The sequence below is a fragment of the Nonlabens tegetincola genome, from assembly GCF_002117085.1.
GTDB lineage: Bacteria > Bacteroidota > Bacteroidia > Flavobacteriales > Flavobacteriaceae > Nonlabens > Nonlabens tegetincola.
The window spans coordinates 2,192,327-2,208,693 of sequence record NZ_CP019342.1; the positions used below are offsets into that span (position 1 = coordinate 2,192,327).

Sequence of the window (16,367 nt, forward strand, 5' to 3'; positions counted from 1 at the left end):
CTATCTAGAATAAATTTCTTAGTTAATTATACGTTTCTCACTTTAACCTGATACATCACATTAGGTTCAGTTCCTACTTCTTCTAATAAGTGATACATACGGTCTTGTTGCTTTACTTTAAAGATCTCAGAATCCTTGTCATTGATATCTCCGAATGTAATGGCTCCATCAGAACAAGCATTTGAACATGCCGTAGCAAATTCACCATCTTTAACTGGCCTACCATCTTTCTTAGCCTCAAGGATTGTCATTTGAGTCATTTGTATACATAGAGAACACTTCTCCATTACACCACGAGATCTAACGGTTACATCTGGGTTAATTACCATACGACCTAAATCATTATTCATGTGGTAATCAAATTCATCATTTCCATTGTATAAGAACCAGTTAAATCTACGTACCTTATAAGGACAGTTGTTTGCACAGTATCTTGTTCCTACACAACGGTTGTATGCCATGTGGTTTTGACCTTGACGACCGTGAGAAGAAGCAGCCACAGGACAAACAGTTTCACAAGGTGCGTGATTACAGTGCTGACACATCACCGGCTGAAATGCTACTTGTGGATTGTCTGCTGGAATTTCTAATTCACCAAATCCTCCTAAAGAACCATTATCTCCAAATAAGCCTTCAAATCCGTCTTTTTTAGACTCATCACCTTCAAAGCTTTCAGTGGAAGAATAATATCTATCAATTCTTAACCAATGCATGTCACGAGATTTTCTAACCTCGGTTTTTCCTACAACTGGTACGTTATTTTCAGCATGACAAGCTATTACACATGCACCACAACCAGTACACGCATTTAAGTCAATAGACATATTAAAATGATGCCCGACTGATCTGTCAAAACTTTCCCACAAATCAACATCAGGAGACGTAACTGGTGTCTCGATATGATTTAACGAAACTTCAGGCATAGGATTAAACTCATCCTTGTTACCCGTTTTATAGGTAGCTAAATCTGTTTCCCTGATGATATCACGACCCATCATCGTGTTTTGTAATTGCGTACAAGCAAATTCATGAATACCATCAGCAAGAGCTACGCTAGCAGACTGCACGTTTAAACCATCTTTATAAAATGGGTAAGCGTTTACACCTGTTTGCATTTCCTCCTGTATAGCTTCTTTCTTACCGTAACCTAGAGCTACACCGATAGTTCCAGGAGCTTGACCTGGCTGGATAAGTGCTGGAAGCTTTTCAGTCTTTCCATTAACCGTTACATTAACATAACTACCATCAAGCGCACCATTTGCTACGTTATAGTTTTCTATACCCAAAGATTCAGCATCTTTTTGAGAAATAGTAACGTAATTATCCCAAGTCGTACGAGTTATAGGATCAGGTAATTCTTGCAACCATGGATTATTTGCCATAGTTCCATCACCTAGACCAGCTTTTGTATATAAAACAAGTTCATAGTCACTAGGTTGTTTAGCCGCGCTTAACTTACTTAAAGCTGAAGCTGCGCTTACTGTAGAAGAAACTGGAGCATCAACTTCTCCTTCTTCTACAACAGGACCAGAATAAGCGTAAAAACCATCATGTAAAGATTGATTCCAGCTAGCTCCATTTGCAGAAGCTGTTTCCTTCACTAAATCACTGTAACTACTCGTTGATCCAGCCCAAACAAGAAGAGAATCTTCCGCTTGTCTAGTATCAAACAATGTATTAATCGTAGGCTGTGTTAAATACACGTACCCCTTTTTTATTTCAGTATCACCCCATGCTTCTAAGTAATGAGGAGTTGCTGCTACATAATCACTTTTAACAGCAGTAGCATCGGCACGTGTTGCTAATGATATCTTAGTAGATACTTTTGTTAACGCTTTCGCGAAAGCGTCATTATCATCATAACTATAAACAGGATCAACATCTGCAAATATTACAACACCTACTTGGCCTGCATTCATTCTAGAAACCAAACCGTTAACAGCTTTTCTGTTTCCTTGACGCGTCATAATAGGCGCTTTAACATCTGCAATCGAACTTGCTAAAGCATCATTTATCTCAAGCGTAAGAAGCTGTGCTTCCATACTAGGCAAACCACAAAGAACTACAGCTTTACTACCAGCTCTTTTTAAACTAATTGCGGCTTGCTCAACAGCCTTAGACAGCTTATCAGAAAGCTTTGGACTAGGTCCGCCAACAATCTTACTGTACAAAGCAGCAATGATGTGCTTTTGTTCAGTTGGAGTTACAGGAAAACGTCTGTCAGCATTTGCCCCAGAAAGTGACATATTAGACTCAAACTGAATGTGCTGTGACATCTTACCGTTTTTAGGCACACGTGACTGCCCATAGCCTTTATTAAAACCACCACCTTGCCAATCACCAACAAAATCTGCACCAACTGAAACTATAGAAACAGCATCGGTGAAATCATAATCAGTAAGCGCTCTTACGCCGTACTTTGCATTAAATGCATCTAGAGCTGCGTCCTCACTAACCGTATCGTAAATGGTGATAGTTGTGGTAGGATAAGCTTCTTTAAACTTCGAAATCACTTTGTTGTACGTAGGACTTGCAAAAGTTCTAGACAAAATCGCAATCTCTTTACCAGCAACACCGGCTAATTTTTCTTTTACTTGACGATCAAGCTGAGACCACTCAACTTGCTCACCATTTGCAGTAGGATACTGCAACCTATTAGTATCATATAAAGAAAGAACAGAAGCATGAGCTCTAGCACTAGCACTACCACGGAAGGCAGCATCTTTATTATTTTCAACTTTAATAGGACGCCCTTCCCTAGTCTTAATTAAAACACTTGCAAAGTCGTAACCGTTTGCTATGGTTGTTGCATAATAATTAGCCATACCAGGAATAATCCTTTCAGGCTGATTTACGTATGGTACCGAATTAATTACAGGACCTTCACATGCAGCAAGTGACGCTGCTGCTGTACTAAAACCAACATACTTTAAAAAGTCACGTCTAGAAGTACCTGAAGACTCCATAGCCTCATCATTACCTAAGAACTCATCTGTAGGTATCGGACTAGCGAATTCGTTTTGCTCTAAGCTTTGGATAATTTCATTATCATCCTGAAGCTGTGCTGTACTTTTCCAATATTTCTTTGTAGTAGCCATATATCTCTATAACTATTTTATTAATAGTGGCATTTACCACATTCAAGCCCACCAAGATCAGCGATAGTCAATTGACGTCCACCTCTTTTCTCAGACAACTCTTTATGAATTTGCTCGTAGTATCCGTTTCCTTTAAGATCTACGTTTGTTTCTCTGTGACAGTTAATACACCATCCCATAGTTAATGGAGAATACTGATACATAACTTCCATTTCCTCTACAGGACCGTGACAAGTTTGACATTCTATCTTACCTGCTGTAACGTGTTGCGCGTGGTTGAAATAAGCAAGATCTGGAAGATTGTGTATTCTTACCCAACGCACTGGCTCACCTTCACCTGCATACTTCATTTCATCTGGATTCCAACCAGTTGCCTTGTACAGCTTCTGAATTTCTTTATTGTAATCAATACCATACTCATTCATACCTTCTTGATACGTTTCTTCAGAAACCTCGGCAATAGACTTGTGACAATTCATACAAACGTTCAATGAAGGAATACCTGAATGCTTTGATTCTCTTGCACTAGAGTGACAATATTTACAATCTATTTGATTTGTTCCCGCGTGAATTCTATGCGAATAATGAATAGGTTGAACTGGCGCATAACCTTGATCAACACCAACACTCATCATTGCTCCATATACAAAATACAGACTTGCAAACAATAAAACAATTGATGTAACAAGAACTAAGAATTGATTTTCAACGAAAGCTTTCCAAATAGGCTTTCTATCCAATTCTTCCTCATCAACGATTTCTGTCTGGATACCATTAGCTTCAGCAAAACGCTTAAGCGTTTTGTTTACCACTACCAGCAACACTACTAACAACAATAACACTATAGCTAAAGCAGCCAATATGATATTGTTTGTCATGGAATTATCACCACCTGTTACTGCACCACCTTGCTGAACACCTGCCACAGCTCCAGCGGCTTTTTCTGGCTTTGGAGTATCTGTATAAGCAAGAATATTATCTATATCCTGAGTAGAAAGACCAGGAAAAGCATTCATATTTTGTTGTCCCCACTCGTTGTAAAGCGCAACCGCTTGTGGATCACCGCTAGCTATAAGCGCTGCAGAGTTGTTTATCCATTTATACAACCATTCTCTGTCATACTTTTCAGAAACACCGTTAAGCGCAGGACCTACTGCTTTTTTGTACAGCTTGTGACATGCAGCACAATTAGCATTAAAAAGCTCTTTACCCTTGGCCGCATCTGCTCCACTAGCCTGAGCTGCTGCCGGTTCACCTGCACTTGCGTCATCTTGAGCCATCGCTGTTGTTGAGAACAACACAATTGCGAGGGCTAGGACAAATCGCCATGCAGAAAAATGCAATTTTTTGTTTATCATTTCGTTATTGATTATTACAATAAATTTGGCATAATTATTTCAGTTATTCACTGAATTTAAGCTCCTGCAAAAATAGGTTATAAAAGGTTTATTTTTGCATGAGTGAAATTGACTAAAATAATTTATAATCTGTCTAAATAAAGATATCAATAGAATCTATATCCCTTTATTTACTAAGTACTGGTCGGAATGAAAAAATTAATCTTACCAATTGTTTTTATAGCATTTAGTATAAACTCAATTGCACAAAACAACACACAAGTAGAAGAAACTACTGTGAATGAATTATTTGCAAAAAAGGTAGCCCTAGAAAAGGATGGTAAATTTAAGGACAGATTTACTATACAACTTATCTACGGAGGTCGAGAAGTAGCTACAAAAACCAAGGCTAAATACGATAACTTAAATCTTTCTTGGCCCAGTGAATTAAAATGGGAATCACCTAATCATAAAGTTTGGATTGGCAAATTCAGAAATCGACTGGAAGCAGATCGTGCACTTTTAGAAATTCGTGAGCACTTCCCAGATGCCTTTATACTTAAACCTCAGAGTTAACATTATTTAATTGAATGTATTAATGCCAGATCTCATTTTATTGATTCTGGCATTTTTTTATGCTTCCGCGAAAGCGTAGATAAAGAAGTCACAATAAAAAAGCCACCTTAATAAGGTGGCTTTTTATTATTAGGATGTAATATTATTACATTACTTTTTCAAGTTGATCTCAACACGACGGTTTTGAGCTCTACCAGCTTTAGTATTGTTTGAAGCAATTGGTTTAGTTTCACCGTAACCCATTGCACTCAATCTAAATTCTTGGATACCGTTTTGAACTAAGTACTCTTTAACAGAAAGCGCTCTGTCATTCGATAATCTTTGATTAAAGCTATCAGAACCTCTACTATCAGTATGACCATCGATAGAGAATTTTGCATCTGGATATTTCTTTAAGATTGAAATAATGTCCGCTAGTACTTCTTCAGATTGTTTTTTGATAGAAGCTTTAGCCGTATCAAAAAGAATAGTCTTAGCATATTCGTTTAATTGTGCTTGCTCTTGTTGAGTAGGTACCGCAGGCTTAGGACAACCTTGCATTTCCTTAACACCTGGAGTTTTAGGACACTTATCTTCAGAATCTTTTATACCATCTCCATCAGTATCAGGACATCCATTGAATGCAGCAAGACCTTTTACATTTGGACAATCATCTGCGCTATCTTTAATACCATCTCCATCAGCATCAGGACAACCCATTAAAGCTACAAGACCTGCAGTTTCAGGACATTGATCGTCTTTGTCAAGAACACCATCTCCATCAGTATCAGGACATCCTTGATTTTCTGCTGGTCCAGCATTATTAGGACAAACATCTTCACTGTCTTGGATACCATCACCGTCAGAATCTGGACAACCCATGAACTCTTCTAATCCTGGAGTTTCTGGACACTTATCATTATTATCAGTTATACCATCTCCGTCTGTATCAACAGCACCCCAAGTAAACTTAACACCTGCTGAGTGTTGCCAGTGCTTAGGTAAACCATCTTCGAATGAGTGCTTATAAATGGTATTCACGTTGAACATTAGGTTTTCGATAATTTTAATATCAAAACCTGCTGTACCATTAAAGGTGCCAAAACCATCATCTTCTAACCATTGGTACGAACCACCAACACCTAAATAAGGATTAAAAACGTCTGATCCATTCCAAATTTCACGAAGATTATATCTTAATCCTCCATCTAAAGAAACATAAGATAAATCTTCAATTCTAGTATCTCCAGCTTTATCTATTCTATTTAATGAGAAAGCTCCAGTAGCAACAATACCATCACCTACATAGTATCCTAATTCAAAACGACTAGGTGCAGGCATAAGATTATAATGATCTACATTAAAAAACTGATCAAAATAATCTCCTAGACCTTGATCTTTTTCTCCTACAGGATACAAATCGATAGCATTCACTCCTAGAGAGAAAGACCATCTATTTGAGGCATCCTGAGCGTTTACAAACGCCGCAGAAACTAAGGCAGCTCCTACAACAACATATTTTAGTATTTTCTTCATGTTGGGGTTATTATTAAATTATTTATGGACAAAATTAACGGCTTACTCACTTTTTACAAGTTTTTTCCGATATATTTTACACAAATTCAGACTTTTTGTCAAAATTTTAATGTTTAATTATATAATACCTAACTCTTTACCGACTTTTTCAAAGGCTTTAAGAGCTTTATCTAGGTGAATTTGATCATGAGCCGCACTTAATTGTACTCTTATTCGTGCTTTTTCTTTTGGAACTACAGGATAAAAGAACCCTATTACATAGATACCTTCTTTTAATAGTGCATCAGCCATATTTTGTGAAAGTTGCGCATCGTATAACATAACCGGAACAATCGCACTATCTCCATCTATTATATCAAAACCTAAATCTTGAAGACCTTTTTTGAAATAAGCTGTATTGCTTTGTACTTTATCTATTAAAGCAGTACTAGAGTCTATTAACTCCAAAGCTTTAATACTTGCTCCCACAATTGATGGGGCTAATGAATTACTGAATAGATATGGTCTAGATCGTTGTCTAAGGATTTCAATAATTTCCTTTTTGGCACATGTATATCCACCCATAGCACCACCTAAAGCTTTTCCTAAGGTTCCTGTAATAATATCAACGCGACCTAAAACACCTTTTGCCTCAAGCGTACCTCTTCCTGTATCACCCAAGAATCCAGCTGCGTGACACTCATCAACCATGACAAGAGCATCGTATTTATCAGCTAAATCACAAATTTCATCCAGAGGAGCTAGCAATCCATCCATCGAAAAAACACCATCTGTAACAATCACCTTAAAACGAGCCCCATCTTCATTTGCTTGTATCAGTTGTTTTTCAAGATCTGACATATCACCACTGGCGTACCTATACCTACCTGCTTTACACAATCTAACACCATCAATAATAGATGCATGATTTAAAGAATCAGAAATAATTGCATCCTCTTTTGTGAGTAGAGGTTCAAAAACACCACCATTGGCGTCAAAACAAGCCGCATACAATATAGTATCTTCTGCTCCATAAAAATCTGCTAACTTCTGTTCCAGTTCTTTATGAATATCTTGAGTTCCACATATAAATCTTACTGAGCTCATTCCAAACCCGTGAGAATCCAATGATTTTTTTGCTGCCTCAACCACTTCGGGATGAGATGACAATCCCAAATAGTTATTGGCGCAGAAGTTAATCACCTCACTACCGTCATTCAATGTTATTACCGCATCTTGAGGAGAAGTTATTATACGTTCTCTTTTATATAATCCAGCCTCTTTAATTTCGGCGATTTCTTTTTGTAAATGTTCTTTAATTGATCCGTACATAAACTTAATTTTACAACAAAGATAAGACCTAGCTTACCATTTAATAATGGTCATCGTATCTAAATAAACCAAAACCTTGCTGGAAACTAAATATCCCATATTATCGTAAAGAATACCATAATGGTCTACCTGTTCTTTGTGTGAAATATCTGGTTTTCCTGTTTTGTAATCTATAATAGTAACCTCATCCTTATAAATTACCACTCTATCGGGTATAAATTTGAAACCATTTTTATCAATAATCGGCCTTTCTATCAACACCTTGAACTTATTATTAAAATAGTCTTTCATTTCGTCATGAGCTATGAGTTTTTCGCAAGTTGAGCTCAATTCTAGCTTTTCATCCTTGGAAAGCGTAGTAGATTGATGAATTAATTCTTTAACATAACTTAGGTCTTCTTGAGTTATTAATTTTTCTAGATAATGATGAATCAAGTTTCCTCTTTCGATGGAAATATCTTTACCAGTTGACCATAACTGCCCTTTTCTAGTGCTTATTTGAATACCAGAATGATTGCTATTTGAATGAAATTGATCCAAGTACATAGGCAAATCAAGTGCATGACTAGTGGAGAGCTTCTCATCCTGACCTAGCGCATAACTAGTAAAGTTTTCAAACTCCTTACTGGATAACAACATGGAATCATTAACATATTGTTCCAAAAATTCAAACATAGTATCCTTTTTACTATAAGGCTTCTGCGTATTAATATACAGTCGTTCTACCGACCTAGTAAAGGCAACATACCAAACATTAATGTTATCAAGCTTTTCTTGTTCTAGACTGCGTTCATATAGTTTTGGAACAGGATCAGGATACTGCTTACATTCTTCTTTCATAGACAACAACAAATATTCAAATCCTTCAAAATCATTTGGGTCGACTTGTAACCACTCACTAGTTCTTTTAAGATCGTTGTATTTGGTATCACAACCAGCCACAATTACAACAGAAAATTCAAGACCTTTAGATTTATGAATCGTCATAACTTGAATAGCTCCAGTCGTATCGCTACCAGATAAGCTCAGCTTATTTTCAATAGTGGTCCAATGCTGCAACAAGCCTGTAAGACCAGTTTGATTTTGACTTGAAAATTCAAACACCATTTCCAAAAATTGTGAAAGCCTAGCATCTTGCTTTTGCATGATTGCTGTACATTCTACCAACCATTGAACAAAACTATACAAAGAGCGCCTACTTAATTCATCCCTTAATGAAGGCTGGTTAAATAACTCCTTAAAAATTAATTCTTGTGATTTATTCATTAAAGAATTAATGAAATCATGTTTATTCTCAGTCCCTGAATTTAAACTGTGCTCTAGCAGAAAATTATACTTAAGCTCTGGTTGATCACTAGCTATATAATTTAATAGCGCAACTAAATAAGCAACCTTTGGAGAGTGACTAACCAGCATACTTTCGGCTGATACAACTCGCTCACCGTTCAATTCTAAAAATCGAGCTATTTCACTTGCCAAAGAATTATTGCGAACCAGGATACAAATTTCATCATTCAAATATCCCGCTGTCCTAGCATGTTTAATTTGTTCTAACACATGATAACTACTAGCCTTACTAACTTCTGGAATAAGCTTTTCTGGGTCCAGATAATCCAAATAATCATCCTTAAGAATATCTATTTGAACATAACCACCTGGCTTGTTAGAAGTTTTTTGTTTCAGGTAATTTTTATAAAGTTCATTGTAAACAGGACTTTGAAGTTTATTACCCAAAAACGTAAAGAAATCATTATTGAAATTTACAATCTCATCATAACTACGCCAGTTAAATTCTAAAGGTTCCTTATTTACTCCACTAAAAAATAATTCCTGCGAGCTCATCAATTGCAAAAATTGATTCACGTCACCACCACGCCATCTATAAATGGCTTGCTTTGCATCACCTACTAACATTAATGTACCACCTTGTTCATCTACAGACATACTTTGAACAGCATGAGCAATAAGCGGTTGCATGTTTTGCCATTGCATCACACTAGTATCTTGAAATTCATCAATGAAATAATGACGGTACTTCTCACCTAGCCTCTCATAAATAAAAGGAGCCGGCTCATCCTTAATCTGTTCACGCAATAAGGTATTAAACTCATAAATAGGAAGCAGCCTTTCTTTATCCTTGATTTTTTCTATCTCTCTAGCAATCACACCTAGTAAGGACAATGGCACAAGACTATTGTAAATATTATTTAATAAGAACAATTGTTGCATAATGCTCTTGTAAACCGGTATATAATCATCAATAAGTTTTATGAAGGAGTCTGTCAACTCAATTCTTGTTGACTTTGGTAGTAAATTACCTTCATTTGCATTGAGCAGCCTAGAAGATAGTTTCAAATCCCAGTTACCATCACTTAATTTTTGAATTTGCCCAATTGCTCCAGTCGATTTATACGAAAAATCGTCAATCGTCCACCCCATTTTCAATCGTTGAGAATCAATTTCAATGGCTCCATCGGTGATTGATTGACGTAAGGATTGAATTTTCTTTTTTACGCTTTCGCGAAAGCGTACAAACTCACTAATATCCTTGTTTTTTAAATCCTTCAAATACCGGTAGTTATTTTCAGAACCTATACGTTTAGCCATTTTTTGTAAATCAACAGCTATATTCCAACTGCGATCATTATCTATTTTTTCAAGAGCGTATTCTACTAATATATCAGTAAGTTGTTTATCGTTACCTGCTCTATCGATGACCTGATTAACCGCTTTCTCAATTAATTCATCTGTGTCAAGTGCTACCTGAAATCCATCAGGCAACTTCATATCTTTTGAAAACGTGCGCAACAACCTATGATTAAATGTATCAATAGTAACCACATCAAAAGCGGCATAATCATGTAGTAAATATTGAAGCACTCTATGAGATTTATCCTTAAGTTGCTGTTCACTCAATCCTGATTGTGATTGAACATGTTGGGCAATAGGCACAATTTTATCGCTCCATTCTGCTTGGCCTAATTCTTTAAGATATTCTAGGATTCTAGTCTTCATTTCGGCCACAGCTTTATTAGTAAAGGTGACAGCAAGGATGTAGCGGTATCCTCGATTTGTTTTTTGTGAAAGTAACTTGGTTAAGAAATCCCTGGCAAGCGTATATGTTTTACCTGATCCTGCACTAGCGCTATATATGGTGGTAGGTTGTTGCGTCATAATTCAAAAATAAGAAAGTTAATCACCGCTTTGATATGATTATGAAATAGTTGTCACTGTTTAGGGAATTTATAACAATAAATACTTTAACACTTAGGCTATTGTGTTTAACTTTAGCACTTTAAACATTAACACTAAAAATTACACGATATGTCATTTGAACTACCAAATTTACCATATGCACACGATGCACTAGAACCACACATTGATGCAAGAACCATGGAGATTCACCATGGAAAGCACCACGCAGGTTACACCTCAAAATTGAATAATGCCGTTGAAGGAACCGATTTAGAAGGAAAATCTATCGAGAACATTCTTTCAAATCTAGACATGAGCAATACAGCTGTTAGAAATAACGGTGGTGGTTTTTATAATCACAGACTTTTTTGGGAAGTAATGTCTCCTAATGGTGGTGGAAATCCTGATGGAGAACTAGCAACAGCCATCAACGAATCTTTTGGATCATTTGAAGATTTTAAAAATAAATTTAGTGATGCTGCCAAAGGACAATTCGGTTCTGGATGGGCATGGCTTTGTGTTCATGAAGGTGGAAAGTTAGAAGTATGTGGTACACCTAACCAGGACAATCCATTAATGCCAGAGGTAGGATGTGGAGGAACTCCAATTTTAGGTCTAGATGTATGGGAACACGCATACTACCTTAATTACCAAAACCGCAGACCTGATTATGTTGAAGCTTTCTTCAATGTGATTAATTGGACTGAGGTATCAAAACGATATGCTGAAGGTAAGTAATCACTTAACCGCTTAATTAAAAAGCCTTAACATCCATAAAATGTTAAGGCTTTATTTTTTATCTAAAAGGAGTACTTTTAATAAGCTCTTTCTTTATTCCCTTCAAAGAAATTAATAAAGGCTCTATTAACTACACGATTTCCTCCTGGTGTAGGATAATTACCTGTAAAGTACCAGTCACCTAAATTTTTAGGACAAGCTTTATGCAAATCGTCCACTTTTTGATAGATAATTTTTACCTCGGCATTTAAATCTTCATCGGAAAGTAGAAGGGCAATTTTATTTGAGATCTCTTCATCGGTAAATGGATCGTAAAATTCTTTTACGTAATTGACTACATCAACATCTTCAAAATTGACTTGAGTAAGACATTTTTCATAAATATCTTCAACCATTTGATACGTACCTCTTTCCTTGTGTAATTCTAATGCTGCTCTAAATGCTACCAAATCCTCTAGTCTGGCCATGTCAATTCCATAGCAATCAGGATAACGAATTTGTGGCGCACTAGACACGACAACTATACGTTTAGGCTGTAATCGATCCATCATTTTAAGAATAGACTTTTTCAATGTGGTTCCTCTTACAATTGAATCATCTATAATTACAAGATTATCATCTTGTTTAACCACACCATAAGTAACATCGTAAACGTGTGCCACGAGGTCGTCCCTAGAACTATCTTCAGTTATAAAAGTACGCAGCTTGGCATCTTTTATAGCTATTTTTTCAGTTCTCAGCTTTCGCGAAAGCGTACTTTCAACCTGCTCACGAGTTAATTGACCGTTACCAGCAAGAATAGCATCGGTCTTTTGTTGATCAAGTGCTGCATGAGCGGCTTCAACCATACCGTAGAAAGACGTCTCTGCAGTGTTTGGTATAAAGGAAAAAACAGAGTTTTCAATATCGTGATCTATGCTATCCATTATTCTAGGAAACAATAATCTTCCTAACTCTTTGCGTTCTTTATAAATCTCGGCATCACTACCTCGTGAGAAGTATATGCGCTCAAAGGAACATGCTTTTCTTTCTAACGGCTCTTTTATTTGTTCAATACTCACACGACCATCTTTTTTTATAATGATGGCGTTACCTGGTTCTAATTCTTGAACTTGTTCAAAAGGAGCATTAAAGGCTGTTTGAATTACTGGTCTTTCACTGGCTATTGCTATCACCTCATCATCTTGATAGTAATAAGCAGGACGTATTCCTGCTGGGTCACGCAGCAAGAAGGCATCACCATGCCCCATTAAACCACCCATTGCGTAACCACCATCCCAATCTCGAGCACTTTTACGCAATATTTTTGCAACATCTAGTTCCTCGGCAATTTTTGGACTGGCTTCTACTTTTGAATATCCTTCGTTTTTAAACTTCTTATAGAGTTTACGTACTTGTCTATCTTGAAAATGTCCTACTTTTTCCATCACGGTGATCGTATCTGCTAGATCTTTAGGATGCTGTCCAAGAGAAACTAATTTATCAAATAACTGTTTAACATTTGTCATGTTAAAGTTACCAGCCATAATAAGATTACGGTGCATCCAGTTATTTTGTCTAAGGAATGGATGAACACTTTCAATACTGTTTTTACCAAAAGTCCCGTATCTCACGTGACCTATCATCACTTCACCTAAATAAGGTATTTGAGATTTTTGAGCAGCGACGTCTTCTCTAATTTCTGGACTGTTATACAATTCAGTATTAATACGATCGTTAATTTGGCCAAAAATATCTTGAATAGGTTGTGGTTGATTACTGCGTACTCTTGAAATATATCGCTGCCCTGGATCCACATCAAGTTTAATACTCGCAAAACCAGCTCCATCTTGTCCACGATTGTGCTGCTTTTCCATCATAAGGTACATTTTATTTATTCCATAAAATGCTGTACCGTATTTTTGTTTGTAGTATTCTAGTGGTTTAAGTAGTCTAATTAGTGCTATACCACACTCGTGTTTTAACGCGTCGCTCATGAGGGAATTCTAAAAGGTAAAAGTAGTAAAAATGCCCGCGTTTAGGCGGGCATTTTTTATTCATATTTAAGCTTTCATTTCAAATTTTGTAAGCGCCTGAAATTGTTTTAAGCGCGTTTCAATTTCGTCGTTCGTAATGGACTGCATGCGTTCTGTACCAAATCGTTCTACACAAAAAGAAGCAAAATTTGATCCGTATATAATAGCACGCTTCATGTTTTCAAAACTGTAGTCACCGCTTGCAGCTAGGAAACCAGCAAATCCACCAGCAAATGTATCTCCAGCACCAGTAGGATCAAATACTTCTTCTAATGGTAAGGCTGGAGCAAAGAAAATATCTCCATTATGGAATAATAGCGCTCCATGCTCACCTTTTTTAATCACTACATATTTAGGACCCATTTCGTGGATCTTTTTTGCAGCATTTACAAGTGAGTACTCTCCTGATAATTGTCTTGCTTCTTCATCATTAATAGTAATTACATCTACTCGTTCAATTACTTTTTTAAGTAGTTCTAATTCTATATCCATCCAGAAGTTCATGGTATCTAAAATTACCAATTGAGCATTTGGAGTTTGGTCTAGCACACCCATTTGAACTGCTGGGTGTAGGTTACCTAACATCACAACCTCGGCATCCTTATATTCTTCAGGAACTATAGGGTTAAAATCTGCTAGTACGTTTAATTCAGTAACTAGTGTATCTCTAGAGTTCATATCGTTGTGATAACGACCTGACCAAAAGAATGTTTTTCCATCTTCTACTACCTCGATACCGTCGATATTCATACCGCGATTTTTCATCATCTCTAGATATTCTTGAGGAAAATCACCACCTACAACGCTTACTAGAGCAACATCGGTGTTAAAATGAGAAGCACTTAATCCAATAAAAGTAGCTGCTCCACCTAAAATTTTATCTGTTTTACCAAATGGTGTTTCAATAGCGTCAAAAGCTACTGTTCCTACCACAACCAGTTTACTCATCTTCTTAATTTTGGTGCAAAAATACGTTATAATAATCTTCTAATTGCACCCATTAACTTTTTGTAGAATTAAAGAGAGTTATGGATTTTTAAAAGTTCTTCCATGTACTCACGGCTGTTGCTTAATCTAGGAATTTTATGCTGTCCGCCTAGCTTGTTTTTATCCTTCAACCAGTTATAGAACGTATTTTCTTTTGCATGGTGAATTCTAGGTGCGGTTAAGGTTGTATTGTTGTATCGTTTTGCCTCGTAATCGGTATTTACTTTTTGTAGATTTTCATCTAGCGCTTTCGCGAAAGCGAGCTCATCAACCGGTGCTGTATTAAATTCTATCATCCATTCATGCGCTCCCTTTTCCTTACCTTGCATGAAAACCGGAGCAACCGTATATTCCTTTATAGCACAAGGTACGCTAATCATTGTATTTTTAAGAGCTTCTTCAGCATTTTCAATAATCAGTTCTTCACCAAAAACATTTATGTGATGCTTAGTTCTTCCTGTCACTTTAATGCGGTATGGAGAAGTACTAGTAAAACGCACTGTGTCGCCAATTTTATAACGCCACAATCCTGCATTGGTGGTTATAATAACTGCATAATTTTTACCTAGCTCGACCTGGTTAAGAGGTATTATCTCTTCATCGGGTGTACCGTAATTATCCATAGGGATAAACTCATAGAAAATTCCATAATCCAACATGAGCAGTAATTCTTTACTATCGTTTTTATCTTGAATGGCAAAGAATCCTTCACTGGCATTGTAAATTTCATAGTACTTTACTCGATCGCTAGGAAGTAATTTCCTGTATTCTTCTATGTATGGATCAAAACTAACGCCGCCATGAAAGAACACTTCCATATCAGGCCACACTTGAAGAATGTTGTCCTTTCCTGTTGTCTCTAAAACTTTGTTTAATAAAACCATCATCCAGCTGGGCACTCCTGCTAGACTGGTAACTCTCTCTTTTATAGTTTCATTTACGATGGCAGGTAGTTTTGTCTCCCAATCGGCAAGTAAAGCTGTTTCGTTGCCTGGAGTACTACTGTAATCGGCCCAAAAAGGCATGTTGTCAATTAATATACTGCTCAAATCGCCTGCAGCAGTGCCAGCCTTTTTATCTAGTTTTTTACTACCACCTAGTCTTAACCCTTTCCCTGTAAACAGTTTTGATTCTGGATTATTATTAAGATACATGCACAGTAAATCTTTGGCAGCGGCATAATGACAATCCTCTAGCGACTCTTGACTTACAGGAATAAATTTGCTACGAGCACTCGTGGTTCCACTACTCATTGCAAACCACTTGATATCTGTAGGCCAAAATATATTATTCTCTCCTGATTTACAGCGCTCAATATCGGCTTGAACATCACTATACTCCACAACTGGCATGATAGCAGCAAAATCTTTATAGGACTTAATATCTTTAAATCCATATTTTTTACCATACTCTGTATTACGTGCAAAATAAATAAGGTCTTGCAACACATTATCTTGCAGCTCTTGAGGATGCTTAATAAACAACTCCATATCATGAATGCGTTTCTTAAGAAACCAGCTTACGACAGAATTAAGTATTGTGTTACCCATTTGAGTGGCTTAGAGTATTTTTGTGATGGTAAAGATATAACCTCT

10 protein-coding genes are annotated in these 16,367 nt (G+C 36.7%); 2 read left to right on the plus strand and 8 right to left on the minus strand.

Annotation, left to right across the window (positions count from 1 at the left end; all coding sequences use genetic code 11):
- Positions 1 to 26: 26 nt before the first annotated feature.
- Together BST91_RS10170 and BST91_RS10175 are read right to left on the minus strand one after the other, a co-directional pair.
- Positions 27 to 3,098: a TAT-variant-translocated molybdopterin oxidoreductase gene (locus tag BST91_RS10170; RefSeq protein ID WP_085775321.1), complete on the minus strand. Its 3,072-nt coding sequence runs from the start codon at positions 3,096 to 3,098 to the stop codon at positions 27 to 29.
- Positions 3,099 to 3,118: 20 nt separating this feature from the next.
- Complete coding sequence (locus tag BST91_RS10175; protein WP_085775322.1) at positions 3,119 to 4,456, minus strand: c-type cytochrome; 1,338 nt, start codon at positions 4,454 to 4,456, stop codon at positions 3,119 to 3,121.
- A gap of 189 nt (positions 4,457 to 4,645) precedes the next feature.
- Between BST91_RS10175 and BST91_RS10180 the strand changes: the two genes are divergently transcribed.
- Positions 4,646 to 5,011, plus strand: a complete 366-nt coding sequence (locus BST91_RS10180; protein WP_042277213.1) for a translation initiation factor IF-2 — start codon at positions 4,646 to 4,648, stop codon at positions 5,009 to 5,011.
- A 150-nt stretch (positions 5,012 to 5,161) separates the two neighbouring features.
- On the opposite strand, the gene BST91_RS10185 is transcribed toward BST91_RS10180, so the two are convergent.
- From BST91_RS10185 to BST91_RS10195, 3 genes are all read right to left on the minus strand, one after another.
- Positions 5,162 to 6,526 (minus strand): OmpA family protein, encoded by a 1,365-nt coding sequence (locus BST91_RS10185; protein WP_042277210.1) that lies wholly within the window; start codon positions 6,524 to 6,526, stop codon positions 5,162 to 5,164.
- Positions 6,527 to 6,643: 117 nt separating this feature from the next.
- Positions 6,644 to 7,837 carry a glycine C-acetyltransferase gene (gene kbl, locus BST91_RS10190; RefSeq protein ID WP_042277207.1) on the minus strand — a complete coding sequence of 398 codons (1,194 nt, stop codon included), beginning with the start codon at positions 7,835 to 7,837 and terminating at the stop codon, positions 6,644 to 6,646.
- 33 nt (positions 7,838 to 7,870) lie between these two features.
- Positions 7,871 to 11,011 carry a UvrD-helicase domain-containing protein gene (locus BST91_RS10195; RefSeq protein ID WP_085775323.1) on the minus strand — a complete coding sequence of 1,047 codons (3,141 nt, stop codon included), beginning with the start codon at positions 11,009 to 11,011 and terminating at the stop codon, positions 7,871 to 7,873.
- 150 nt (positions 11,012 to 11,161) lie between these two features.
- Here BST91_RS10195 and BST91_RS10200 point away from each other — a divergent pair, with 150 nt between their 5' ends.
- Positions 11,162 to 11,770, plus strand: coding sequence for a superoxide dismutase (locus BST91_RS10200; protein ID WP_042277203.1), 609 nt, complete (start codon positions 11,162 to 11,164; stop codon positions 11,768 to 11,770).
- A gap of 77 nt (positions 11,771 to 11,847) precedes the next feature.
- Here BST91_RS10200 and BST91_RS10205 read toward each other — a convergent pair whose 3' ends face one another.
- The 3 genes from BST91_RS10205 to BST91_RS10215 form a co-directional block, all read right to left on the minus strand.
- The gene (locus tag BST91_RS10205; RefSeq protein WP_085775324.1) at positions 11,848 to 13,746 is read right to left on the minus strand and encodes an amidophosphoribosyltransferase; all 1,899 of its coding nucleotides are present in this window, start codon (positions 13,744 to 13,746) and stop codon (positions 11,848 to 11,850) included.
- Positions 13,747 to 13,812: 66 nt separating this feature from the next.
- Entirely contained in the window at positions 13,813 to 14,733 is a 921-nt protein-coding gene (locus BST91_RS10210) for a PfkB family carbohydrate kinase (RefSeq protein ID WP_085775325.1), read from the minus strand.
- Positions 14,734 to 14,801: 68 nt separating this feature from the next.
- Positions 14,802 to 16,322, minus strand: coding sequence for a GH3 auxin-responsive promoter family protein (locus BST91_RS10215; RefSeq protein WP_042277195.1), 1,521 nt, complete (start codon positions 16,320 to 16,322; stop codon positions 14,802 to 14,804).
- Positions 16,323 to 16,367: the final 45 nt, after the last annotated feature.

Excerpts from the sequence above, each read along its gene's own strand:
- BST91_RS10215 (WP_042277195.1), bottom strand. The coding sequence starts at position 16,322 with ATGGGTAACACAATACTTAATTCTGTCGTAAGCTGGTTTCTTAAGAAA.
- BST91_RS10205 (WP_085775324.1), bottom strand. The coding sequence starts at position 13,746 with ATGAGCGACGCGTTAAAACACGAGTGTGGTATAGCACTAATTAGACTA.
- BST91_RS10180 (WP_042277213.1), top strand. The coding sequence starts at position 4,646 with ATGAAAAAATTAATCTTACCAATTGTTTTTATAGCATTTAGTATAAAC.
- BST91_RS10195 (WP_085775323.1), bottom strand. The coding sequence starts at position 11,011 with ATGACGCAACAACCTACCACCATATATAGCGCTAGTGCAGGATCAGGT.
- BST91_RS10185 (WP_042277210.1), bottom strand. The coding sequence starts at position 6,526 with ATGAAGAAAATACTAAAATATGTTGTTGTAGGAGCTGCCTTAGTTTCT.
- BST91_RS10170 (WP_085775321.1), bottom strand. The coding sequence starts at position 3,098 with ATGGCTACTACAAAGAAATATTGGAAAAGTACAGCACAGCTTCAGGAT.
- BST91_RS10200 (WP_042277203.1), top strand. The coding sequence starts at position 11,162 with ATGTCATTTGAACTACCAAATTTACCATATGCACACGATGCACTAGAA.
- kbl (WP_042277207.1), bottom strand. The coding sequence starts at position 7,837 with ATGTACGGATCAATTAAAGAACATTTACAAAAAGAAATCGCCGAAATT.
- BST91_RS10175 (WP_085775322.1), bottom strand. The coding sequence starts at position 4,456 with ATGATAAACAAAAAATTGCATTTTTCTGCATGGCGATTTGTCCTAGCC.
- BST91_RS10210 (WP_085775325.1), bottom strand. The coding sequence starts at position 14,733 with ATGAGTAAACTGGTTGTGGTAGGAACAGTAGCTTTTGACGCTATTGAA.